20 protein-coding genes are annotated in these 20,461 nt (G+C 71.0%); 12 read left to right on the top strand and 8 right to left on the bottom strand.

The window, feature by feature from the left end:
• Positions 1-65: 65 nt before the first annotated feature.
• Complete coding sequence (locus tag VSH64_RS26040) at positions 66-764, bottom strand: nitroreductase family protein (RefSeq protein ID WP_326565308.1); 699 nt, start codon at positions 762-764, stop codon at positions 66-68.
• A 59-nt stretch (positions 765-823) separates the two neighbouring features.
• A complete protein-coding gene (locus tag VSH64_RS26035) occupies positions 824-1,507 on the bottom strand; it encodes a TetR/AcrR family transcriptional regulator (RefSeq protein ID WP_326565307.1) in 684 nt (227 codons plus the stop codon).
• Positions 1,508-1,621: 114 nt separating this feature from the next.
• On the opposite strand from VSH64_RS26035, the gene VSH64_RS26030 reads away from it, so the two are divergent.
• The 6 genes from VSH64_RS26030 (at position 1,622) to VSH64_RS26005 (ending at position 7,976) form a co-directional block, all read left to right on the top strand.
• Complete coding sequence (locus tag VSH64_RS26030) at positions 1,622-2,398, top strand: arylamine N-acetyltransferase family protein (protein WP_326565306.1); 777 nt, start codon at positions 1,622-1,624, stop codon at positions 2,396-2,398.
• A gap of 54 nt (positions 2,399-2,452) precedes the next feature.
• Positions 2,453-2,962, top strand: coding sequence for a DUF4863 family protein (locus VSH64_RS26025; protein ID WP_326565305.1), 510 nt, complete (start codon positions 2,453-2,455; stop codon positions 2,960-2,962).
• A gap of 17 nt (positions 2,963-2,979) precedes the next feature.
• Complete coding sequence (locus tag VSH64_RS26020; protein ID WP_326565304.1) at positions 2,980-3,729, top strand: nitroreductase; 750 nt, start codon at positions 2,980-2,982, stop codon at positions 3,727-3,729.
• Positions 3,730-3,902: 173 nt separating this feature from the next.
• Positions 3,903-4,724 carry a DsbA family protein gene (locus VSH64_RS26015; protein ID WP_326565303.1) on the top strand — a complete coding sequence of 274 codons (822 nt, stop codon included), beginning with the start codon at positions 3,903-3,905 and terminating at the stop codon, positions 4,722-4,724.
• 116 nt (positions 4,725-4,840) lie between these two features.
• On the top strand, positions 4,841-6,526 hold the full coding sequence (locus VSH64_RS26010; protein WP_326565302.1) for a class I SAM-dependent methyltransferase: 1,686 nt from the start codon (positions 4,841-4,843) through the stop codon (positions 6,524-6,526).
• Between the two features lie 337 nt (positions 6,527-6,863).
• Positions 6,864-7,976, top strand: a complete 1,113-nt coding sequence (locus tag VSH64_RS26005; protein WP_326565301.1) for an IniB N-terminal domain-containing protein — start codon at positions 6,864-6,866, stop codon at positions 7,974-7,976.
• Between the two features lie 293 nt (positions 7,977-8,269).
• Here VSH64_RS26005 and VSH64_RS26000 read toward each other — a convergent pair whose 3' ends face one another.
• Complete coding sequence (locus VSH64_RS26000) at positions 8,270-8,875, bottom strand: CGNR zinc finger domain-containing protein (protein WP_326565300.1); 606 nt, start codon at positions 8,873-8,875, stop codon at positions 8,270-8,272.
• An 86-nt stretch (positions 8,876-8,961) separates the two neighbouring features.
• Between VSH64_RS26000 and VSH64_RS25995 the strand changes: the two genes are divergently transcribed.
• Both VSH64_RS25995 and VSH64_RS25990 read left to right on the top strand, forming a co-directional pair.
• Positions 8,962-10,119, top strand: a complete 1,158-nt coding sequence (locus tag VSH64_RS25995; protein ID WP_326565299.1) for an MFS transporter — start codon at positions 8,962-8,964, stop codon at positions 10,117-10,119.
• Positions 10,116-10,727 carry a CGNR zinc finger domain-containing protein gene (locus VSH64_RS25990; RefSeq protein ID WP_326565298.1) on the top strand — a complete coding sequence of 204 codons (612 nt, stop codon included), beginning with the start codon at positions 10,116-10,118 and terminating at the stop codon, positions 10,725-10,727. Before VSH64_RS25995 ends, VSH64_RS25990 begins: the two co-directional genes overlap by 4 nt.
• On the opposite strand, the gene VSH64_RS25985 is transcribed toward VSH64_RS25990, so the two are convergent.
• Entirely contained in the window at positions 10,728-11,636 is a 909-nt protein-coding gene (locus tag VSH64_RS25985) for a pyridoxamine 5'-phosphate oxidase family protein (protein ID WP_326565297.1), read from the bottom strand.
• A gap of 11 nt (positions 11,637-11,647) precedes the next feature.
• Positions 11,648-12,286, bottom strand: coding sequence for a CGNR zinc finger domain-containing protein (locus VSH64_RS25980; protein WP_326565296.1), 639 nt, complete (start codon positions 12,284-12,286; stop codon positions 11,648-11,650).
• Positions 12,287-12,415: 129 nt separating this feature from the next.
• On the opposite strand from VSH64_RS25980, the gene VSH64_RS25975 reads away from it, so the two are divergent.
• The 4 genes from VSH64_RS25975 (at position 12,416) to VSH64_RS25960 (ending at position 17,503) form a co-directional block, all read left to right on the top strand.
• A complete protein-coding gene (locus VSH64_RS25975) occupies positions 12,416-13,282 on the top strand; it encodes a DUF427 domain-containing protein (protein ID WP_326565295.1) in 867 nt (288 codons plus the stop codon).
• Positions 13,283-13,382: 100 nt separating this feature from the next.
• On the top strand, positions 13,383-15,083 hold the full coding sequence (locus tag VSH64_RS25970) for an MOSC and FAD-binding oxidoreductase domain-containing protein (protein WP_326565294.1): 1,701 nt from the start codon (positions 13,383-13,385) through the stop codon (positions 15,081-15,083).
• Between the two features lie 24 nt (positions 15,084-15,107).
• Complete coding sequence (locus tag VSH64_RS25965; protein WP_326565293.1) at positions 15,108-15,536, top strand: VOC family protein; 429 nt, start codon at positions 15,108-15,110, stop codon at positions 15,534-15,536.
• A 1,004-nt stretch (positions 15,537-16,540) separates the two neighbouring features.
• Positions 16,541-17,503, top strand: coding sequence for a formylglycine-generating enzyme family protein (locus VSH64_RS25960; protein ID WP_456062082.1), 963 nt, complete (start codon positions 16,541-16,543; stop codon positions 17,501-17,503).
• Between the two features lie 384 nt (positions 17,504-17,887).
• Here VSH64_RS25960 and VSH64_RS25955 read toward each other — a convergent pair whose 3' ends face one another.
• The 3 genes from VSH64_RS25955 to VSH64_RS25945 are packed head-to-tail and all read right to left on the bottom strand — an operon-like array spanning position 17,888 to position 20,429.
• The gene (locus VSH64_RS25955; RefSeq protein ID WP_326565291.1) at positions 17,888-18,409 is read right to left on the bottom strand and encodes an LOG family protein; all 522 of its coding nucleotides are present in this window, start codon (positions 18,407-18,409) and stop codon (positions 17,888-17,890) included.
• Positions 18,410-18,426: 17 nt separating this feature from the next.
• Positions 18,427-19,509: an enolase C-terminal domain-like protein gene (locus VSH64_RS25950; RefSeq protein ID WP_326565290.1), complete on the bottom strand. Its 1,083-nt coding sequence runs from the start codon at positions 19,507-19,509 to the stop codon at positions 18,427-18,429.
• The gene (locus tag VSH64_RS25945) at positions 19,509-20,429 is read right to left on the bottom strand and encodes a ketopantoate reductase family protein (RefSeq protein WP_326565289.1); all 921 of its coding nucleotides are present in this window, start codon (positions 20,427-20,429) and stop codon (positions 19,509-19,511) included. Before VSH64_RS25945 ends, VSH64_RS25950 begins: the two co-directional genes overlap by 1 nt.
• Positions 20,430-20,461 lie beyond the last annotated feature (32 nt).

Genomic DNA, 20,461 nt, shown 5'->3' with positions numbered 1-20,461 from the left:
GGCTTCCGGGCGGCGCGGTCAGTCACCGCACCCGACTGTAATGACGGACCCTGAACCGCGGCAACTCACCGCGGGCGGGTGTTCACCTGCTGGTCGCTCCACAGTGGTTCGGCGACGGTGACCCCGAAGGCCCGGCCCCAGCGGTTTCGGCTGCTCACCTCGTGCACGGGCCGGCGGTTCGCGGCCACGCCCCAGCGGCCGCGCGGATATCCCAGGGCGAGCATGGCCGTGAGCTCCCAGCCCTCGTCCGCGGGCACCTCGAGCAGGCTCATCACCCGATCGGCTTCGAGGCGCAGCATCGTGGTGAGCACCCCGCCGACACCTTCCGCACGGGCGGCGAGCAACGCGCTCCAGATGGCGGGGTAGATGTTGGCGCCTTCGTGGTTGTCGATCGAGAACACGAACAGCAGCAGCGGGATCTCGGTGAAATGGTCGCTGAGGTAGTCGCCGGACTTGGCCATCTGCCGCATGGTGGTGCGGTGGTTTTCCAGGTCGTGGATCGGCTTCGCGAACGTGCCGGCCGCGATGTCCTCGTATTCCTTTTGGCGGCAGCGCCGCCAGATCGGGGCGAGTTCGGCCTTGGTGTCCGGATCGTCCACGGCGAGGAAGTGCCAGCGCTGGGTGTTGCCGCCGTTGGGCGCGCGGATCGCGGCGTCGACGATGCGGGCCTGCACGTCGAGCGGGATCGCGTCCGGATGCAGGCGCCGCATCATCCGGGTGGTGTAGAGGGCTTCGTGGACGTCCATCGGGGGCACGGGCGGCATGGCGCCGATTATGCCTCGGTTTACGTTACAGTCAATGCGCGAAACTTACGCGGGTCCGATCATCGGGCGCGTTTGCCCGGAGCGGTCGCGCGCCGCCGCGGCGCCGGCTTCTTCTCGAGAGCGGGCCAGAGCACGGACACGACCGCCGCCGGAATCTCCGTTTTGGTCTCCCCGCGGTAGAACGAGGCGAAGTAGCTGCCGAAGCACATCGTCGCGATGGTGTGTTTGTCGATGTCGTCCCGCACGGCTCCGCGGTCCTGCAGTTGGGTGAGCACGTTCTCCACCAGCTGTACGCGCGGCTCCACCGCGTGCTTGCGCAGGATGTCGAGCAGCTCCGGGGTGCGGATCGCCTCGCCGGCGAAGTTGCCCATGAGGACCATGGCGTCGGGGTTGAAGTACGCGGGGTCGAGCCGGCGCACGGCTTCGGTGAGCGCTTCGCGCGGCTCGAGTCCACTGAGGTCGAACTCGTACATGTCGGCCTGTTTGCGGAAACCGTAGTCGAGTGCGTCGACGACCAGCTCGAACTTCGTCGCCCAGCGCCGGTACAGCGTGGGGCGGCTGACCTTCGCGTCCGTGGCGATGTCGCCGATCGTCATGCGCGAGTAGCCGTCGAGGGCGAGCCGCCGCCGCGTCGCCTGGATGATCGCCTCGTCGAGCGCGGCGTCGCGCGGGCGCCCGCCCGGCCGCGGGCCGTCTTCGGTGCCGGCCTGCTCGTCCGCCGTCGTTTCGCGTGCCCGTGCCATGGCTCCACCTCGCCGAGAAACAGAATCGACGCAGCATAACCGATCCGTTACACGACCGGGTTGTTATCCTGGAATTACATGTACTTCATGTAACGAAACTGCCTGGAGGCCGGCGTGGACGTCGAGGACTACCTGCTGCGGATCGGCGCGGTCCGGCCGGAGGTGCCGGATCTGGCGGCGCTGCGCGAGCTGCAGCGCCGGCATCTCGAGGCCGTACCGTTCGAGAACCTCGCGGGTTACCTGGGGGAGCGGGTGGACCTGGCGCCGGGCGTGCTGCTCGACAAGATCGTGCGCCGGCGGCGCGGCGGGCTCTGTTACGAGCTGAACGGGGCGTTCGCGTGGCTGTTGCGTGAGGTCGGCTTCGACGTGCAGCTGCTGGCCGGGCGCGTGATGCGCCGGACCGGCGCGTTCGGGCCGCCGCTGGATCACCTGGCGCTGCGGGTGGAGCTCGACGAGCCGTGGCTGGTCGACGTCGGCTACGGGCGCTTCAGCCTCGCGCCGCTGCGGTTCGGCACGTCCGCGGTGCAGGTCGATCCGGCCGGCCGGTTCACCGTCGAGCCGGCGCCGCACGGTGACGTGGACGTGGTGTGCGACGGCGCGATCGTCTACCGGCTCGAATCGCGGCCGCGGGAGCTCGACGAGTTCGCCGCGATGGCGTGGTTCCACACGAACTCGCCTGATTCGCCGTTCACGCGGGGGCCGACGTGTTCGCGGGCGACCCCGGACGGTCGCGTGACGGTGGCGGGGTCCCGGCTCTTGGTGACGACCGGCGAGCGGCGCTCGGAGGCGGTCCTGGCCGGCGACGCCGGGGTTCTCGCCGCCTACCGCGAGCACTTCGGCCTGCGGCTCGATCGGGTACCTAGTTTAGTTACGATACTTGACTGTAACTGAACTACGTCATATGGTCGAAGGACGCCGAACCACAGCGGACGAACGGAGTCGACGATGACCACGCCCCAGGAGCTGATCGACCGCAGCATCCCGTTTCTCGCCGAGGTGAAGAACCGCACCGCGGGCGGGGAGCTGGAAACGTGGCTGAACACGCGCTACGGCCCCGAAAGTGAGCTCTACCAGGACCTCGCGCGGATGATCACCGAGGGCGTGGAAGCCGGCTGGGCGGCCAACATCGAGATCGAGGGCCGCAAGTACCGGCGCAGCCGCATCTCCGACCCGCAGGACACGCTCAACTACTTCAGTGTCACCGCGGTGTACATGGACAGCGTGGAGCCGTTCCGCGGCCAGTACCACCAGCACCCCTACGGTGAGCTCAACCTGGTGGTGCCGCTGGACCCGGGTGCGAAGCTGATGGGCCCCAACGGCTGGAGCGGCCCGGGCTGGACCGCGCCCGGCCCCGGCAGTCACCACTACCCGGAGGTCAAGGGCGGGGCGCTGATCGCGTTGTTCTACCTGCCGGCCGGCCGGATCTCCTACGACATCCAGCCGCCCGCGGCCTGACCCGGGAGCCCAGCGCCATGAACCTGGCGTCCACGATCGAGGAAGCGATGGCGACGCGGCGCAGCTGCCGGGCGTTCCTGCCGACGCCCGTGCCGCGCGCGGAGGTCGAGCGGCTGCTCGCGCTGGCGTCGTCCTCGGCTAGCAACTCCAACAGCCAGCCGTGGCAGGTCCACGTGCTCACGGGTGCCGCCAAGCGCGCGCTCACGGCCGACCTGCTGTGCGCGCACGACGAAGGCCGCCGATCCGTCGGCGAGTTCGCCTACCAGCCGGCGGCGGACGCGTGGCCGGAGCCGTTTCGCACTCGCCGCCGTCGCTTCGGTGAGGGCCTCTACTCCGAAACGCTCGGCATCGCGGCCGACGACTCCGCCGGCCGCCGCGGCCACCACCGGCGCAACTACGACTTCTTCGGCGCACCCGTGGGTCTGGTGCTCACTGTGAGCCGGGCGCCGTTGCAGGGCGCGCTGGTGGACGCGGGCCTGTTTCTCCAGGGCCTGATGCTGTCCGCGCGCGGCGCCGGCCTGCACACTTGCGCACAAGCTTCGTTCATCGATTACCACCCGGTGTTGCGCCGCCACCTCACGATTCCGGACGACCACCTCGTGGTGTGCGGAATCGCCCTTGGTTACGCGGACGACGGTCACCGGCTTGACGACCACCGCACGACGCGGGAGCCGGTGGCTTCGTTCACGACGTTCTACGACTCGGTGGGGCCGCATCGGGACGCGGCGGTGGTGTCGTCTGGGGTGGCTTCGGGCTCGCCCGTGTGACTGGCATCCGGCTGATGGTGGAACTCCACCATCAGCCGGATGTTTGGGTTGTTCTGTGTGCTTGGGGTGTTCGCGGTGTTCGGCGTCTACCACCGAAGTGTCGCGGGACTAACACGCCTCGCTATTTCGTTACACCGTGTGAACGTATCGAAACTAGCCCGAGGAGTCCCGGCATGTCCGTCACCCCGACTGTCGACCACTGGTTCGACTTCCTGTGCCCCTTCTGCTATCTTGCCCAGGACCGCAACCGGGTGCTGCGCGAACACGGCGTGGTGGTTCTCGAACACCCGCTGCAGATCCACCCGGAGATCGGCCCCGGCGGCACTGCCGTCGGACCCCGCGTCGGCCCCACGTACGACTTTCTCGCCAGTGAGGCCGAAGCCGCCGGCCTTCCGCTGACGTGGACCGACCGGATCGCCTACTCCCTGCCCGCGCTCGGCGCCTACGCGACGCTCGCCGCTGCGGACACTGCCGCCGCGCACACCGATGCTGCTGCGGACACTGGCACTGCCGATACCACCGCTGCCGCGCACACTGATGCCGCTGGGCACGGCGTCGTCGCGGGCACCGATGCTGCTGCGGACGCCACCGTCGGCGCGGACGCCACCGCCGCTGCGGACACTGGGACTGCGGACACCACCGCCGGCGCGGACACTGGGACTGCGGACACCACCGCCGGCGCGGGCACCGGGACTGCGGACACCACCGTCGCAGATCGCTTCGCGGCCTCGGTGTTCAACGCCTACTTCGGCGAAGGCAAGGACCTCGAGTCCCGCGATCTGCTCCTCGCGCTCACCGAAGCCGCGGGTGGCGACCCCGAGATCGTGCGCGCCGCTTGGGAATCGGGTGAAGCGGACCGGGCTGTCGGCAAATCGGCGATCCTCGCCTACGAAAACGGCGTGCAGGGCACACCCGCGTGGGTCGCGGGTGGTCAGAGCGTGAGCGGGCTGCGGCCTCGCGCGTGGTTCGAAAACTGGGCGAAGTCGCTCGCCTGACGCACCGCCGCCTCGCCCCGTCGCCGATCCGGCGCCGAGTCACCACACCTCCGCGCCGGGTGCGGCGGCAGGCAATTCCCTGTGCAGTCTCGACCCGCGACTCTAGATTCAAGGTCATGGCCGACTGGGAATGGGACGAATCGCTGTACTCGGGAAGCGCGACCTACTACGCCCGCGGCCGCGTCGCCTACCCACCGGCACTCGCCGAGGCCCTCGCCGACGTGCTCGGCCTCGACGGCTCCGGCCGCCTCCTCGACATCGGCTGCGGCCCGGGCTCCCTCACCCTGCTCCTCGCCGGCCACTTCGCCTCGACCATCGGCCTCGACGCCGACCAATCCATGCTCGACGAAGCCGCCCGACTCGCCACCGAAGCGGGCCTCACCACCACCTCCTGGGTGCGCGCCCGCGCCGAACACCTCCCGGCCGGCCTCGGCACCTTCCGGCTCGTCACGTTCGCCCAGTCCTTCCACTGGCTGGACCGCCCCCGCGTCGCCGCCGCCGTCCACACCATGCTCACCCCGGACGGCGCCTGCGCCCACATCCACGCCACCACCCACCGCGGCCTCGCCACCCCAAGTGCGACCGACGACGCCACCTACCGCACCCTGCCCGCGGGTGCACCCAGTGCCACCCGCGGCACCACCGACGTCGCCACTCCTGGCAAGGCCCGCGACGCCGCGAACGCTGCCGCTCGCCGCGCAATCGGCGGCGCCACCGCGCCGGCCGTGACTGGCGACGCCGCCGATCGTGTTCTCCCCGCGCCCGCTGACGGGGCCATTGATGCTGCCGCCCGCGCTGGCACGGATGCTGCCGTTCGCAGCGCAACCGGTGGCGCCACCAGGCCGGTCGTGACTGGCGACGCCACCGACCGCGTTCTTCCCGCGTCCGCTGACGGCGCCATTGATACTGCCGCCCGCCCTGCCACGGATGCTGCCGTTCGCAGCGCAATCGGCGGTGCGACCGCGCCGGTCGTGACTGGCGACGCCGCTGATCTTGTTCTCCCCGCGCCAGCTGACGGCGCTATTGATGCTGCCGCCCTCGCTGGCACGGATGCTGCCGCTCGCAGCGCAACCGGCGATGCCGCTGATGCTGCCACTCGCAGCACAAGCCGCAGCTGCACCGATGCTGCCGCTCGCGACAATGGTGATGCTGCTGATCGCAGCGCTGCCGGCGGTACTGCTGATGCGGCTGCTCACGGCGCCGCTGATGCTGCAGCTCGGCGCGCTACTCGCGGCAGTGCTGATGTTGCTGCTCGCGCCACCACCCACAGCACCGCCGGTGCCGCTGCTCGCGCCACCACCCGCAGCACTGCCGATCCTGCTGCTCACGCCGCCGCCCGCGGCACCGCCGACAGCCACACCGAACCAGCCCCCCGCCGCGCCGTCCCCGACACCGCCCAAGGCGCCACCCACACCACTGCCGAAAACCGCACCCACCACGCCGCCGACCCAGCCCCACCCCACGACGAGATCACCGCCCTCGTCCACCACTACCTCGGCTCCACCCGCCGCGCCGGGCGTGGCACCCTCCCGCAGGGCACGCCCGGCGGCGAGACCGAGATCTACCGCGCCGCCGGCTTCAGCGGTCCCGAGAGCATCTCCGTGCCAGGTCCGACAGTGATCCGCGATATCGACGACATCGTCGCCAGCGTGTTCTCTTTGTCGAGTTCCGCGCCGCACCTCTTCGGGGCGCGTCGAAGTGCTTTCGAGGGCGATTTAAGGCGCCTTCTGGGGGCCGCGAGCTCATCCGGAAAGTTCCGTGAGCAGATGCGCGAGTTCGTCGTTGATGTCTGGCGGCCGTGAAATCGGGCAAGGTTGTCACACCAACGGGTGGTTTATTCGACGATCACTCCGCGGTGCACCGCGTGTCTCCGAAGGAGCCTGAAGGGTCGTCGCTCGGCAGGCGCGGCGAGTGAATCCGGCCGCACCGCGCTGACCACGGCTAATCGGCGCGGCGGCCCGCATTTCCCTAGTCCCCCTAATGGGGCACGGGTCGAAATCCCTAATGCCGGGGTGGCCAACCCCCGGGGTGGCCCCCGATGGCCGCCGATCGGGCGGGTCCTATCTTCGTCCCCGAAGCCTTCTACTTCTCGGCATGTCCTCGACGGCCGATTCATCAGTGCACAGGAGACAACTGACTATGGACGCGGTGCAGAACCTGCACGAATTCGCCATGACCCTGCTGAGCGACCCGCAGGCGCTGGCCGACTACACCGCCGACCCGCAGGGCGTGCTGAACGCGGCGGGTCTGCCGGACGTGACCGCGGGCGACGTGCAGGACATCATGCCGCTGGTCATGGACACCACCCCGCTGGCCGGCGCCAACCTGCCGATGGTCGGCGGCGTCCTGGGCCACGCGGCCGGCGAGCGCGCCGACCTGCCGAACCTCACCGACGCGGCGAGCGGCCTGCCGAACCTGAGCGGTGTGTTCGAGACGGTCAGCGACGTTGCCGACCAGACCGGCCTCAACACCCTCACCCACTCGACGCTGGCCCAGGTCTCGGACGCCGTCGACGGTGTCGCGGGCGCGGTCAACGGTGTCCCGATCGCCGGCCCGGTCGTGGCCGCCGGTGCGATCGACCTCGAGAACACCGTGGACGCCGTGGGCCAGCACGTCTTCGACGGCAAGCTCGTGGGCTCCGCGGTCGACGCCACCACCAACCACCTGGGCGACGCCCTCATGCCGCAGGCCGCCGTGGCCGCGCTCGCCGGCGTGCCGGCGGTCGGTGGCCCGGTGTCGGGTCTCGTCGAGGACGTTCGCGTCACCGGCGCCGGCCTGCTCGGCCACGTGAACGAGGCCATCGGCTCGACCCCGGTCGGCACCGCGCTGGCCGGCGACGAGCGCGCCGACTTCGGTGCCGCCGGCGACCTGTCGCACACGCTGGACCACGTCGTCCCGGCCGCGGGCCTGCCCGCGCTCCCGGCCGTGCCCGCCCTCCCGGCGGTTCCGGGCGTCCCGGCTGTGCCGGCCGTCCCGAACGCCTCCGGCGTCGTCGGCTCCGTCACCCACACCCTGTCGGCCGCCGCGCCGCAGGCCCCGGTCGTGGGCGACACCGTGCACCACGTGCTCGACACCGTCGGCCAGGCCGACACCGCGGGCATCCAGCACACCCCGCTGGCCGACGTCACCGACGCGACCCACACCGGCTCCCCGCTGGGCGGCGTCGAGACCCACGCGCAGGACCTGGCCCACGGCCTCGACCTGCACGCCGCGACCGACGCCCTCGGCCACCTGCCGCTGTTCGGTCACTGAGTTTCGCCCCAGTAGCACCAAAGCAGGCCCGGACCACTCTCGGTCCGGGCCTGTTTTGCGCGCTCAGCCGGACGCTCGCGCGTTCGTACAGTCCAGTAGTCGCACCACAAAGCCAGGCTCGGGCCGCTCCGGTTCAGGCCTGGATTTCTGCGATCAGAAGCTGATCCCGCCGGCGTTGATCTCCCGGCGTAGATCCGGCCTACCGCTGGGTACCTTCGGGACTCACCAGACCCGCCCCACCGCTTCGGCCGGCAACGGACGCGTCCACGCCACGAGCGGCCGAGGTCCGCGACTCAGGAAGCCGAATCCGCGTGCGTCCGCCGATAATGGCGCGCAACTCGCGCCCGGTTTCCGCAGATGTTGCCCGTGCACCACTGCCGCCGCTTGGTCTCCGCCACGAACAGCATCGAGCACGCCGGGTTTGCGCAGCGGCGCAGTTTCTCCAGTTGCGCCGGCGATGACAGCAGGTCGATCGTCTCGGTGGCGATCGCCGCGAGGGCCGCGTTGCCGCCGTGTTCGGTGTGCCAGCGGGTGGTCGCGGTCAGAGCGCCCGAGTCGTCCGCGGTGAGGCGCAGGCTGCGGGGCACGGCGGAGGCGAACGCGTTGAGGTCCTCCACCGAAACGGCCAGCGGCGCGCGGGCTTCGAGGTGCGCAACGAGCAGGTCGCGGATCGCCGTGCGCAGGCGGCGGGTGGCGGCCGCGGCGGGCACGCTCGCCTCGGGCAGCCGGGGCAGCTGCAGCCGCCACCAGGTTTCGTACCCGTCCGTCGGTTCGATCAGGTCGACGGCGGGGTCCACCGCCGTCATGAGGGTGTCGGCCAGGTCGAGGGCCACGAGCGGCTCGCCGCCCATCGGGAACCCCGCTGCCTGCACGTCCTCGAGGGTCGGTCCGGCGGTCATGGGTCCCACGATATCCGTCACACCGCCGCGGGGTGGGCAAGGCGCGCTTAGTAACCCATACTCAGGTTACTAACGCTGGAGGTGGCATGAGCCCGTGGGCCAGGGTCGGCGCGGCGGTGCTCGCCGTCGGCTGGGGAGCGAACCAGTTTTCGCCGCTGCTGATCGTCTACCGCGACCAGGAGCACCTTTCGCCGACGGTCGTCACGGCGATCTTCGGCGCCTACGTGGTCGGCCTGATTCCGGCGCTGCTGCTCGGCGCGCGGTTCTCCGATCGGCTCGGCCGCCGCCGCGTGATGCGCCCGGTGCTGGTGCTTTCGGCGCTGGCGTCGGTGATCCTGCTCTTCGGTGCCGGGTCCACGTGGGTGCTGGCGCTCGGCCGGCTGGTGGCCGGGGTCGCTTCGGGGGCCGCGTTCGGGCCGGGCAGCGCGTGGATCAAGGAGCTGTCCGCCGACGCCGGTCCGGGCGCGGGTGCGCGCCGGGCCGCGATCTCGCTGTCGGTGGGGTTCGGCTGCGGCCCGCTGGTCGCCGGCGTGATCGCGCAGTGGCTGACGGCCCCGGCGGTGCTGCCGTACCTCGTGCACCTGGCGGTGACGGCGGTGGTCGGTGTGCTGGCCTGGCACGTGCCGGAAACCGTGACGGCGCAGGCGGTTCCCGGCGAACGGCGCCACCAGCTCAAAACCGCCCTGACCAGCCCCGAGTTCCTGCGCCGGGTCGCGCCGAGCGCGCCGCTGGTGTTCGGCGTGGCGACCACGAGTTTCGCGGTGCTGCCGACGCTGCTGCCCGCACCGGTCGCACCGGTGGCGAGCAGCGGCGTGCTCGCCGGTCTCACGCTCGGCAGCGGGCTGCTCGTGCAGCCCTTCGCCCGGGCGCTGGAACGCCGGCGCAGCCCGCTCGTGCTCACCTGGGGTCTCGGCCTGACCGTGGCCGGCTTCCTGCTCGCGGCCCTGTCGACGGAACTGGGCCAGGCGCTGCTCACTCTTCCCGCCGCTGTGGTCCTCGGCGCCGCGTACGGAATGCTGCTGGTCGGCGGGCTCAGCCGCGTCGAAGCGCTCGCGGAGGCGGCCGATCTTGCCGGCGTCACAGCGGTGTTCTACTGCTTGGCGTACCTGGGTTTCGCGGCGCCGTACCTGTTCGCGGCGGTGGATGTCGTCCTGCCACCACCGGTCGCGTTCGTGATCGCTGCCGGCGTGAGTGTGGTGCTGGTCGTGGTCACCGCGCCCGGCCGCGCGCGGACGAGCCGATGACCCCGCGCGTGCGGGTGACCGCGCAGCTCAGGGAACTCCGCTTCGACGCCGGTTCCCGTGCCCTCGACCTGGTGGCCACCGTCGGCCGCCGGCCGACCGTGGCCGTCGAGCGCCTCTCGGACCCCACGCGCCTCGACGCGTGGGCCACCGGCGTCGGCCTGCCACTGGTGCCGGGCGAGGCTACGCAGGAGGCGCTCGCGCAGGCGCATCGCTTGCGGGAGGCCGTGTTCCGCGTGGTCACCGACGCGCTGGCCGACGCGCCGGTGGACCCCGCCTCGGCCGCGATCGTCGAGACCTGGGCCGCGCACCACGCCGACCCGCCCCGGCTCGCCTTGGCCGCCGACGGCCGGCTGACGCCCGGCCCTCGGCGCCACACCGCCGCGTCGATGCTCGCGGTGGTCGCGCGCGACGCGATCGACCTCGTCACCGACCCGGCCCGCCGGGTGGCCGTGCACGCGTGCGATTCACCGTTGTGCCGCATGCTTTTCCTCGACGCACCCGGCGGCCGGCCGCGCCGCTGGTGCTCCATGCAACGCTGCGGCAACAGCAGCAAAGCCGCCGCCTTCCGCGAACGCGCTCAGCCCGTCCCGAAATCCACTGTGGACTGATCAGCCGGTGATCCGCGGATTGTGCGGCGAGGGCACCACTTCCGACGCGTGCAGCGGCACCCCCGACCGCCACACCACCTGCGCCGGGTGGAAGCGCACGCGGCGGCCCGTCGCGTCGTCCTCGCCCGCGGTGCCCGGTGTGACCCATTCGAGGACCGCCGTGCCGGTGAGCTGCAGCGTGGTGCCGGTGGTGAAGTCGAGGAACAGCAGCGACGCCTCGGGGTCGGTGGTGATGTTGCCGAGGCTGTTGAACATGTTGTTGCCCGCGTAGTCGGGCCACCACAGGTCATCGCCGTCCACGCGGACGAAGCCGGGCTCGCCGCCCTTGTGCGAGGAGTCGGCGCCGCGGGTGGGGTGGATCGTGCCGAGGAAGAAGGTGTCGGCGCGGCGGATGAGGTCGCGGTGCGCGTCGGTGAGCGAGCCGGTCCGCTCGGCGTCGGGGGTGGCCGGGGCCGGACCGATTTCGAGGTGCCGCTGCTGGATGTAGGCCGGGCAGTTGCCGTACGCCTGCTCCACGTCGAGCAGGAATCCGCCCTCGGCCGACGCCACGACGCTGCCGTTCACCCGCAGCCGCCGCCGCGTGGCGAACTCGACGGCGATCAGGCCCACGGGCTCGCCGGCGGGCAGCTCACGCAGGGGATCGCCGGCGCCGGGACGGGTGTGCACGACCAGCGTGGTGTCGAAGCCCTCCAGGAACCCGGCCGGGCCGAGCAGGGGAGAGGTCCACAGCGTCCCGTCGGCGTCGCGCGCGGTCACGGCCGCGAACTCGCGCTGGGCGAGGAACCCTTCGGCGCCGTGGCTCAAGTGCGCGGGCGCGAGCATGCCGACGAGCCGGGCCGCCTCGGCCTCGAGCCCGGCTTGGCGCTGCACACTCAGCTCACCGCTGTGGAACCCGGTGATGGTCTTCATGGCGTGTCCTCTCAGCCGGCTTGCTGCTCGGGGTTGCGGTGCTGGTCGTGAGTGCGGTGCTGTTCGTGAGTGCGCTGGTAGTGCCGCGCCACCCGCACGCGGTTGCCGCAGACGTTGCCCGCGCACCACTGCCGGCGCCGGTTCGTGGCGAGGAAGAGCATCGTGCAGTCGGGGTTCGCGCACCGGCGCAGCCGCGCGAGGCGGGCGGGGTCGGCGAACAGCTCGATCGTCTCCCGCGCGATGGCCGCCAGCGCGATGTTGCCGCCGTGCTCGCCGTGCCAGCGCGTGTGCGCCTCCCAGTCCTCGTGCGCTTCGAGCCGCGGGCTCGTGGGCACGGCCGCCGCCACGGCGTTCACCTCTTCGAGCGACGCCGGCGCCGGCTCGCGGTCGTCGAGGTGCGCTTCCAGCAGGTCGCGGATCGCCGAGCGCAGGCGGCGCGTGGGCACGAGGTCGGGCGCGACGGAGTTCGGCAGCCGGGGCAGTTCGAGGCTCCACCAGGTGGCGTTGCGCTCGGGGGAGGCGAGCAGGTCGCCGTTGCCGGGTTCCGTCTCGGCTGCGAGCGTGTCGGCGAGGTCCAGGGCGACGATCGGCTCGCCGCCCATCGGGAAGCCGGCCCGTTGCATGTCCTCCAGGCTCAAGCTACTGCTCATGACGCGAGTGTACGCATTAGTCATCGGCTTCGACAAGTTTGGGATCGGGTGTTGTGTTCTCCGACCTAACGGGTATAGATTCCAGATAGCCGTTAGACAAGAGGTTGAGGCAGAGAGAAGGCGAACGTCATGGGACTGGCATGGCAACAGGGACCGCTTTCCACGAGGTCGGTCGGCAGGTTCCTCTCCCCGGTGCCGCTGCCCGAGCGGCTGCTCTTCGCGGAGCCGCTGCGCCGGCGCATGCGCGTGCGCTTCGGTGGCGAGTGGATCGTCGACAGTGAAGACGTGGTGCTCCTGCACGAACCCGGTCACTACCCGGTGGCCTTCTTCCCGAAGAGTGCCATCGCCGAAGGCGTGCTGGAAGGCAGCGACCGCGTCACGCAGCACCGCGAGCTGGGCGACACCAGCTGGTACACCGTCGCCGCCGGCGAAGGCCGCGCCGAACGCGCCGCGTGGGAGTACACCGGCCTGCCGGAGTACGCCGACGTGCTGAAGGACCGCGTCGCGTTCGCCTGGCGCGCGATGGAGGCGTTCTACGAGGAGGACGAGCGGATCGTCGGCCACGCCGCCGACCTGTATCACCGCAACGACATCCGCACCACCTCGCGCCACCTCGTGGTGCGCGACGGCGACCGCGTGATCGCCGACACCCACCGCCCCGTGGTGCTGTACGAATCCGGTTTCGCGCCGCGCTGGTACGTGCCGCGCGAGGACCTCGACGAGGCCGCGCTCACGCCGGTCGAGGGCCAGACGTTCTGCCCCTACAAGGGCCTCGCCAGCTACTACGACATCGGCTCCCACGCCGGCGCCGCGTGGGGGTACGAGCAGGCCTGGACGGAGGTCGAGCGCATCTCCGGCCTCGTGTCCTTCGAGCCGGACAAGATCGAGGTCTACCTCGACGGCGTGCGCCAGACGCTCGCGCCGGGCCAGACCGTGGTCCCGCACGGCGTGGACCGCGGGCTCGACACCGACGAGATCGAGAAGCGCACTGTCTGAAAGTCCGACGAGGACGGTCCCGACAGACCATTCACGGGCCGGGGAATCCGGCGGAAACCGTGGCACAGTGGTACGTCGTCGTGGCCGAGGAGGTGCCGGTATGACCGCAACGGTGCTCGCGGTGAACGTCGGGATGCCGAAAAACGTGTCCTGGCAGGGCAAGACCGTCTACACGGGAGTGTGGAAGCACCCCGTCGAGGGGCCGGCCATGGTGCGCCGTCTCAACATCGACGGCGACGGCCAGGGTGACAAGGCCGGGCACGGCGGTGAGCAGCGGGCCGTGTTCGTGTACCAGATCGACTCGTACCGGCACTGGGAGCAGCACTTCGGCCGGGAGGGTTTCGAATACGGCTCGTTCGGCGAGAACTTCACCGTCGACGGCCTGCCCGACCACGAGGTGTGCATCGGCGACCGCTACCGCATCGGCGAGGCCGAGTTCGAGGTCACGCAGCCGCGGGTCACGTGTTACCGCGTGGGCATGCGGCTCGGTGAGCCGGAGCTGCCGTCGCTGCTCGTGAGCCACCACCGGCCCGGCTTCTACTTCCGGGTGATCCGCGAGGGAAAGGTCTCGGCCGGCGACCGGATCGTGAAGACGCGGACCGGGCCGGGCGCGCTCAGCGTCGCCGACACCGACGCGCTCCTGTACCTGCCCGACAAGGACGAGGCGAAGCTGCACGTCGCTGCCGGGATCCCGGCGCTGAGCCCGGGGTGGCGGCAGTCGTTCGAGCAGCTGCTGGGTACCGCCGCGCCGGAAGCCGCGCCGGCGTGGGCCGGGTTCCGGCCCCTGCGCGTCACGGCGGTGCGGCCCGAGAGCACGTCGGTCACGTCGGTGTACCTCGAGGCCGAAGATGGCGCCGAGCTGCCGGCTGCGCTGCCCGGGCAGTACCTCACGCTGCGGGTGCCGGCCGCGGCCTCGCCGGTGCGCAGCTACTCGATCTCCTCGGCGCCGGGCACGGCCGGCTACCGGATCAGCGTGAAGCGCGAAGGCGTGGCCAGCACGTACCTCACGACCGAGCTCGCCGCGGGCGCGGTGCTGGACGTGGCCGCGCCGCGCGGTGACTTCGTGCTCGGTGCCGGCACGAGCCCGGTGCTGCTGGTCTCCGCCGGGATCGGGGTCACGCCGGTGCTCGCGATGCTGCACCAGCTGGCGGCGCAGGGCAGTTCGCGGCCGGTGTGGTGGATCCACGGCGCGCGCGGGCCGGCCGAGCACCCGCTGGCCGCGGAGGCCGCTCGGCTGCTCGCCACGCTGCCCGGCGGGCGCTCGGACATCTTCTTCAGCGCGGCGACTGCCGATGAGCGCGTCGCGGTGGGCGCCCACGCCGGCCGGCTCACCAAGGACGCGCTGGTGCAGCTGGGTGTGCCGGCCGACGCGTCGGCCTACCTCTGCGGGCCGGCGGCGTTCATGACCGACATGACGGCCGCGCTCACCGCGGCCGGCCTCGACGCGTCGTGCATCCACACCGAGCTGTTCGGCGCGCTGGACGCCATCAACCCCGGCCTCGTCGGGCAGCCGGCGCGGCCGCCGCACCAGCCGGAAGGCCCGCCCGGAACCGGCCCGACCGTCACGTTCGCGCGCAGCGGCGTCTCCGCCCCGTTCCCCGGCGGCACGCTGCTGGAGTTCGCCGAGGCCTGCGACGTGCCGACGCGGTACGCCTGCCGCAGCGGCGTCTGCCACACGTGCGTGACCCCGGTGCTCTCCGGCTCCGTCGACTACTCGCCTTCGCCACTGGAACCCCCGGCGGCCGGGCAGACCCTGGTGTGCTGCGCGACGCCGCACACCGACCTCGTCCTGGACATGTGACTCGCGCTCGAAAGGAACACCTCGATGAACTGGGCTCTCGAAGTCCTCACCCTGGCCGTCGGCGACGTCGACAAATCGCTGAAGTTCTACACCGACCAGGTCGGCTTCACCCTCGACGTCGACTGGCAGGCGAACGAGCGCTACCGCGTCGTGCAGCTCACCCCGCCCGGCTCCGCCTGCTCCATCCAGTTCGGCATCGGCCTCACGGACGCCACGCCCGGCGCGTCGCGCACCACCTACCTCGCCGTCACCGACCTCGCGGCGGCCCACCGCGAACTCACCGCCCGCGGCGTGCCTGTCGGCGACCTGCGCCACAAGGCCAACCTGCCGGACTGGCAGGGAGACTGGGCCCCGGGCCTCGAACCCGACCGCCTCGACTACGCGAGCATCTTCGACTTCGCGGATCCGGACGGGAATACGTGGGTGGTGCAGGAGATCGGTTACCGGGGCTGAGGCTCGCGGCTGTGGTGATGTGCCGTTGTGTCGTTGTGCTGCTGCGCGGGTAGCACCACCGGGTGTTGGAGAAGTCTCGTCCAGTGTGTGAGAACTACCGCTGGTTGTTCGGATGGCACCGCCGGGTGTTGGAGAAGTCTCCTCGAGTGTGCGAGGACCACCGGCGCCTGTTCGGCCGGCACCGCCGGGTGTTTGAGAAGTCTCGTCGGGGGTGAGCGGACTACTGCGGCTGTGCGGAAGGCACCACGGGGTGTTCGCGGAGTCTCGTCGGGTGTGTGAGGACCACCGCTGGATGTTCAGAAGGCACCGCCGGGCGTTCGAGAACTCTCGTCGGATGTGTTAGTGCCAACGCTGGCTGTGCGGCCGGCACCTCCGAATGTTCGCGGAGTCTCCTCCGATGTGTGTGAGGACCACCCTCGGCTGTCCGAAAGGCGCCGGCGGATGTTCGCAGAGTCTCCTCGGGCGTGAGGGCTACCGCTGGATGTTCGGAACGCGCCACCGGGTGTTCGCGGAGTCTCCTCGGGTGTGTGAGGACCACCCTCGGCTGTCCGAAAGGCACCGGCGGATGTTCGCGGAGTCTGCTCGGGCGTGTGAGGGCTACCGCTGGATGTTCGGAACGCACCACCGTGTGTTCGCCGAGTCTCGTCGGATGGACAAGTGCCAACGCTGGCTGTGCGGCCGGCACCACCGGATGTTCGCGGAGTCTGCTCGGGTGTGTGAGGGCTACCGCTGGATGTTCGGAAGGCGCCACCGGGTGTTCGCGGAGTCGCGTCGGATGTGTGAGTGCCAACGCTGGCTGTTCGGATGGCGCCGGCGGGTGTTCGAGGAGTCTCCTCGGGTGTGAGGACCACCCTCGGCTGTCCGAAAGGCGCCGGAGGATGTTCGAGAAGGCGCGGTCGTTGTTCGGGGAGTGCCGAGCGGTGTTCGAGAAGTCTCACTCGGTGTGTGGGAAGTGCTGGTCGGTGTGCGGGAAGTTACTGTGCGGGTGAGGAGGTCCCCATTCCGTGTCCGATTGTTGCCAGCCGGTACGCAGTTCCCACCACCAGACCCCAGCCCGGGTCCAGGCCCACGACCCCGAGGTCCGGGAGGTCGCCGTCGGCAAGGTGGGGGACACCGCCGGGCTGATCACGTTGCGCGGTGGCACGTTCCGGATGGGCACCGACGACGCCGACGGCTTTCCGGGTGACCGCGAAGGCCCGGTGCGGGAGGTGACCGTGGCGCCGTTCGCGATCGATGCGTGCGCGGTCACCAACGCGCGCTTCGCAGAGTTCGTCGACGCGACCGGCCATCGCACGGAGGCCGAGGAGTTCGGCTGGACCTACGTGTTCGCGAAGTTCGTGCCGGGCCCGCTGCGCAAAACCTCACCGCGGCCGGACCAGACCCCGTGGTGGTGCGGTGTCGCCGGCGCGTACTGGCGCGCGCCAGAAGGCCCGCACAGCACGGTCGAGGACCGGTGGGACCACCCGGTCGTGCACGTCTCCTGGAACGACGCCCTCGCCTATTGCGCCTGGGCCGGCCGCCGGCTGCCGACCGAGATCGAGTGGGAGTACGCGGCGCGCGGCGGGCTCGACCAGGCCCGCTTCCCCTGGGGCGACGACCTCACCCCCGGCGGCGAGCACCGGTGCAACATCTGGCAAGGCCGCTTCCCCGTGCACAACACGGAGGAAGACGGCCACCTCGGCACCGCCCCCGCCGACGCATTCCAGCCCAACGGCTTCGGCCTGTACAACGTGGCCGGCAACGTCTGGGAGTGGTGCGCCGACTGGTTCGATCTCGTGGACCCCAGCAGCCCCACCAGCACCAACCGTCCCACCAGCCCCGCCGACCCGGCCAACCGAGCCATGCGCGGCGGCTCGTACCTGTGCCACGAGTCCTACTGCAACCGCTACCGCGTCGCCGCACGCACCGGCAACACCCCCGACAGCTCCAGCGGCAACACGGGGTTCCGCACCGCCGCGGACGTGTGAGTCGGCGCAGCAGCGCCGCCGCGTCGCCGCGCGCATGGGCAACAGCCCCGTCCGCTCCAGCGGCAACACGGGTTCCGCACCGCGACCGACGTCTGAATCGGCCCAGCAGCGCTACCGTGTCGCCGCGCGCACGGGCAACACCCCCGACAGCTCCAGCGGCAACACGGGTCTCCGCACCGTCACCGACGTCTGAGCAGGCCCAGCAGTGCGAGCGCGCCGCCGCACACGGGCAACACTTCCGACAGCTTCAGCGGTAACACGGTTCCGCACCGCGACCGACGTCTGAGTCGGCCCGGCAGTGCGAGCGCGTCGCCGCGCGCACGGGCGACAGCCCCGACAGCTCCAGCAGCAAAACGAGTTTCCGCACCACCACCGACACCAGAATCAGCCCAGCAACGCGAGCACGTCACCAGGCTCAGCGGCAAAGCGCACGAGGTCGTCGAGCGGCAGTGGCAGGAAGCCGTCGTCCTCCATGCGGCGCAGTTGCAGGATCAGGCCGTCGTAGAAGCCGTCGGTGTTGAGCAGCACGATCGGCTTGTGGTGCAGCCCGTGCTTCTTCAGCTCGAGCACTTCGGTCACCTCGTCGAGCGTGCCGAGGCCGCCGGCCAGCACGACCACGGCTTCGGACCGCGAGAGCAGCAGCGCCTTGCGCTCGGACAGGTCCGCGGTGATCACCATCTCGTCGGCGTCCTTGCGGGCGGCGCCGCGCAGCAGCTCCACCGAGATCCCCACGAGCCGGCCGCCCGAAGCGCGCACGCCGTCGGCCACGACCTTCATCAGGCCGCTGTCGGAGCCGCCCCACACCAGCGTGTGGTCGTTTTTTCCCACGAGTTCGGCGAACTCGCGCGCGGGCCCGGTGTAGCGCTCGTCGAGGTCGGCGGCGGAGAGGAAGACGCAGATGTTCATGAGCGGACTATAAAAGCTCAGCCCACGCGGTACCGCGCGACCGCTTCGGGGTCCCAGTCGAGGCCGTTGCCGGGGCGGTCGGGCGGCGTCGCGTGGCCGTCGGCGATCCGCAGCGGCTCGCGCAGGATCGGGGCGGCCCAGTCGACGTACTCCAGCCAGTGCGCGGTCGGCGTCGCGGCCAGCAGGTGCACGCTGACCTCGGGAAACAGGTGGGACGACAGCGGCACGCCCCGCGCGTTGGCCAGCGCCGCGGCGTCGCGCCAGCCGGTGACGCCGCCGATGCGGTCGAGGTCGGGCATCACCAGGTCACTCGCGTCGTGCGCGAGCGCCAGGGCCATCGCGCGCGGACCCGCGAAGTTCTCGCCGATCTGCACGGGCGTGCGCAGCGCGGCGGTGAGCTGGGCGTTGGCCGCGTAGTCGTCGTGCCGCACCGGCTCTTCGATCCACGACAGGCCCTCGTCGTCCAGCAGCCGGCACCGGACGAGGGCGTCGGGCAGCGAAAGCGCCTGGTTGTAGTCGGCCATCACCTCGACGTCCGGGCCGACCGCCGCGCGCACCGCCCGCACCGCGGCCAGGTCGTCCTCCGGCGCGCGGCCGAGCCGCAGTTTCACCGCGCGGAAGCCTTCCGCCACCAGTTCCTGCGCCTCGTCGGCCGCGGCCGAGGCCTCGATCAGACCGAGGCCATTGCTGTTGTACGCGGGAATCGGCCGGAGCGGCGCGCCCAGCAGCCGCGCCAGCGGCAGCCCGGCCGCGAGGGCCAGTGCGTCCCAGCACGCGGTGTCCACAAGCGACACCACCGCGGCGACGAGCCCGCGCACGCCCAGCAGCTTGAACCTTGCCTCCAGCACGGCCCGCGCCGACGCCGGGTCCGCCGGGGTGCCGGCCAGCGCTTCGTGCACTTCCCGCACCAGCGGGAGTGAGGCGTGCCCGGCGGATTCGAGGTAGCAGAACGAATACGCCCGCCCGGTCACGCCTTCCTCGGTGTGCAGGTCGAGCAGCAGCAATGGCGCCGCGGTGACGCGCGCGGCGCTGGTGCCGAGCGGCCGGCGCATCGGCACCAGCACCAGCGTGGCTTCGACCGACCGGATCGTGAGGCTCATCAGTGGTGGCCTTCGCTGTGCACGGCGAGGATGTCGGTGATGGCGCGGTTGCACGGCGTCGGCACGCCCAGCGCCTGGCCCCGGTCCACCACGTCACCGCTGAGCCACCTGACTTCCAGCCGGTTGCCGCGGTCGAGGTCGTGGTGCATCGACGAGGTCATGCCCTCGGGCACGCTGTCGGTGAAGGCGAGCCGGTCGTCGGCGAAGTCGGCGGGCAGCGCGACGCCCTGGGCACGCGCGACCTCGACGACCTCGGCCATCACGTCGTGCAGGAAAGCGCGCGAGCGCGGGTTGGCGCGGATCGGGCCGATCGGGGTGCGCGTGGTGGTCGTGGTGCCGGACAGGCCCACGAGGAACACGAACTTCTCCCAGATCGTCTGTTCGATCTGTTCGCTGATTTCCGCGTCGATGGTGCTTTCCGCACACGCGTCGTGGAACGCCTGCACGCGCGGTGAAACAGTGCCGTCGTACTCGCCGAACACCAGCTTCTGCAGGGTGCCGGTGTGGCGGATCACGCCGGGCTCGGCGATCGTCGCGGCGATGTAGCAGACACCGCCGATCACGTGTTCGGGGCCGAGCACGCGGCGCAGGATGTCGTCCTTCACCACGCCGTTCTGGAACGACACCACCGCCGTCTGCTCGGCGATGAGCGGCTTGATGAGCTCGGCCGACGCCTCGGTGTCCCACAGCTTCACCCCGAACAACACGAGGTCCGCGGGTGCGAGCGTGCTCGGGTCGTCGGTCACGTCGATCTTCGGCAAGTGCAGGTCACCGAGCGGGCTCTCGACCCGCAACCCGTTGGCGCGCAACGCGTCCAGGTGCTTGCCGCGGGCGATGAAGCTCACGTCGTGGCCGCCCTGGGCCAACCGCGCCCCGAAGTAGCCGCCCACGCCGCCGGTGCCCATCACCACGACCCGCATCGGTTCTCCTTAGTTGAGTACTCGTCCCAGTT

Source organism: Amycolatopsis rhabdoformis (genome assembly GCF_035918295.1).
Classification (GTDB): Bacteria; Actinomycetota; Actinomycetes; order Mycobacteriales; family Pseudonocardiaceae; genus Amycolatopsis; species Amycolatopsis rhabdoformis.
The sequence above is the reverse complement of the archived record's forward strand: the minus strand, read 5'-3'. Positions and strand labels throughout refer to the sequence as shown.

Excerpts from the sequence above, each read along its gene's own strand:
- VSH64_RS26010 (WP_326565302.1), top strand. The coding sequence starts at position 4,841 with ATGGCCGACTGGGAATGGGACGAATCGCTGTACTCGGGAAGCGCGACC.
- VSH64_RS25975 (WP_326565295.1), top strand. The coding sequence starts at position 12,416 with ATGGGACTGGCATGGCAACAGGGACCGCTTTCCACGAGGTCGGTCGGC.
- VSH64_RS25950 (WP_326565290.1), bottom strand. The coding sequence starts at position 19,509 with ATGAGCCTCACGATCCGGTCGGTCGAAGCCACGCTGGTGCTGGTGCCG.
- VSH64_RS26035 (WP_326565307.1), bottom strand. The coding sequence starts at position 1,507 with ATGGCACGGGCACGCGAAACGACGGCGGACGAGCAGGCCGGCACCGAA.
- VSH64_RS25980 (WP_326565296.1), bottom strand. The coding sequence starts at position 12,286 with ATGAGCAGTAGCTTGAGCCTGGAGGACATGCAACGGGCCGGCTTCCCG.
- VSH64_RS25965 (WP_326565293.1), top strand. The coding sequence starts at position 15,108 with ATGAACTGGGCTCTCGAAGTCCTCACCCTGGCCGTCGGCGACGTCGAC.
- VSH64_RS25945 (WP_326565289.1), bottom strand. The coding sequence starts at position 20,429 with ATGCGGGTCGTGGTGATGGGCACCGGCGGCGTGGGCGGCTACTTCGGG.
- VSH64_RS25955 (WP_326565291.1), bottom strand. The coding sequence starts at position 18,409 with ATGAACATCTGCGTCTTCCTCTCCGCCGCCGACCTCGACGAGCGCTAC.
- VSH64_RS25970 (WP_326565294.1), top strand. The coding sequence starts at position 13,383 with ATGACCGCAACGGTGCTCGCGGTGAACGTCGGGATGCCGAAAAACGTG.
- VSH64_RS26040 (WP_326565308.1), bottom strand. The coding sequence starts at position 764 with ATGCCGCCCGTGCCCCCGATGGACGTCCACGAAGCCCTCTACACCACC.
- VSH64_RS26020 (WP_326565304.1), top strand. The coding sequence starts at position 2,980 with ATGAACCTGGCGTCCACGATCGAGGAAGCGATGGCGACGCGGCGCAGC.
- VSH64_RS26000 (WP_326565300.1), bottom strand. The coding sequence starts at position 8,875 with ATGACCGCCGGACCGACCCTCGAGGACGTGCAGGCAGCGGGGTTCCCG.
- VSH64_RS25985 (WP_326565297.1), bottom strand. The coding sequence starts at position 11,636 with ATGAAGACCATCACCGGGTTCCACAGCGGTGAGCTGAGTGTGCAGCGC.
- VSH64_RS25995 (WP_326565299.1), top strand. The coding sequence starts at position 8,962 with ATGAGCCCGTGGGCCAGGGTCGGCGCGGCGGTGCTCGCCGTCGGCTGG.
- VSH64_RS25990 (WP_326565298.1), top strand. The coding sequence starts at position 10,116 with ATGACCCCGCGCGTGCGGGTGACCGCGCAGCTCAGGGAACTCCGCTTC.
- VSH64_RS26005 (WP_326565301.1), top strand. The coding sequence starts at position 6,864 with ATGGACGCGGTGCAGAACCTGCACGAATTCGCCATGACCCTGCTGAGC.
- VSH64_RS26025 (WP_326565305.1), top strand. The coding sequence starts at position 2,453 with ATGACCACGCCCCAGGAGCTGATCGACCGCAGCATCCCGTTTCTCGCC.
- VSH64_RS26015 (WP_326565303.1), top strand. The coding sequence starts at position 3,903 with ATGTCCGTCACCCCGACTGTCGACCACTGGTTCGACTTCCTGTGCCCC.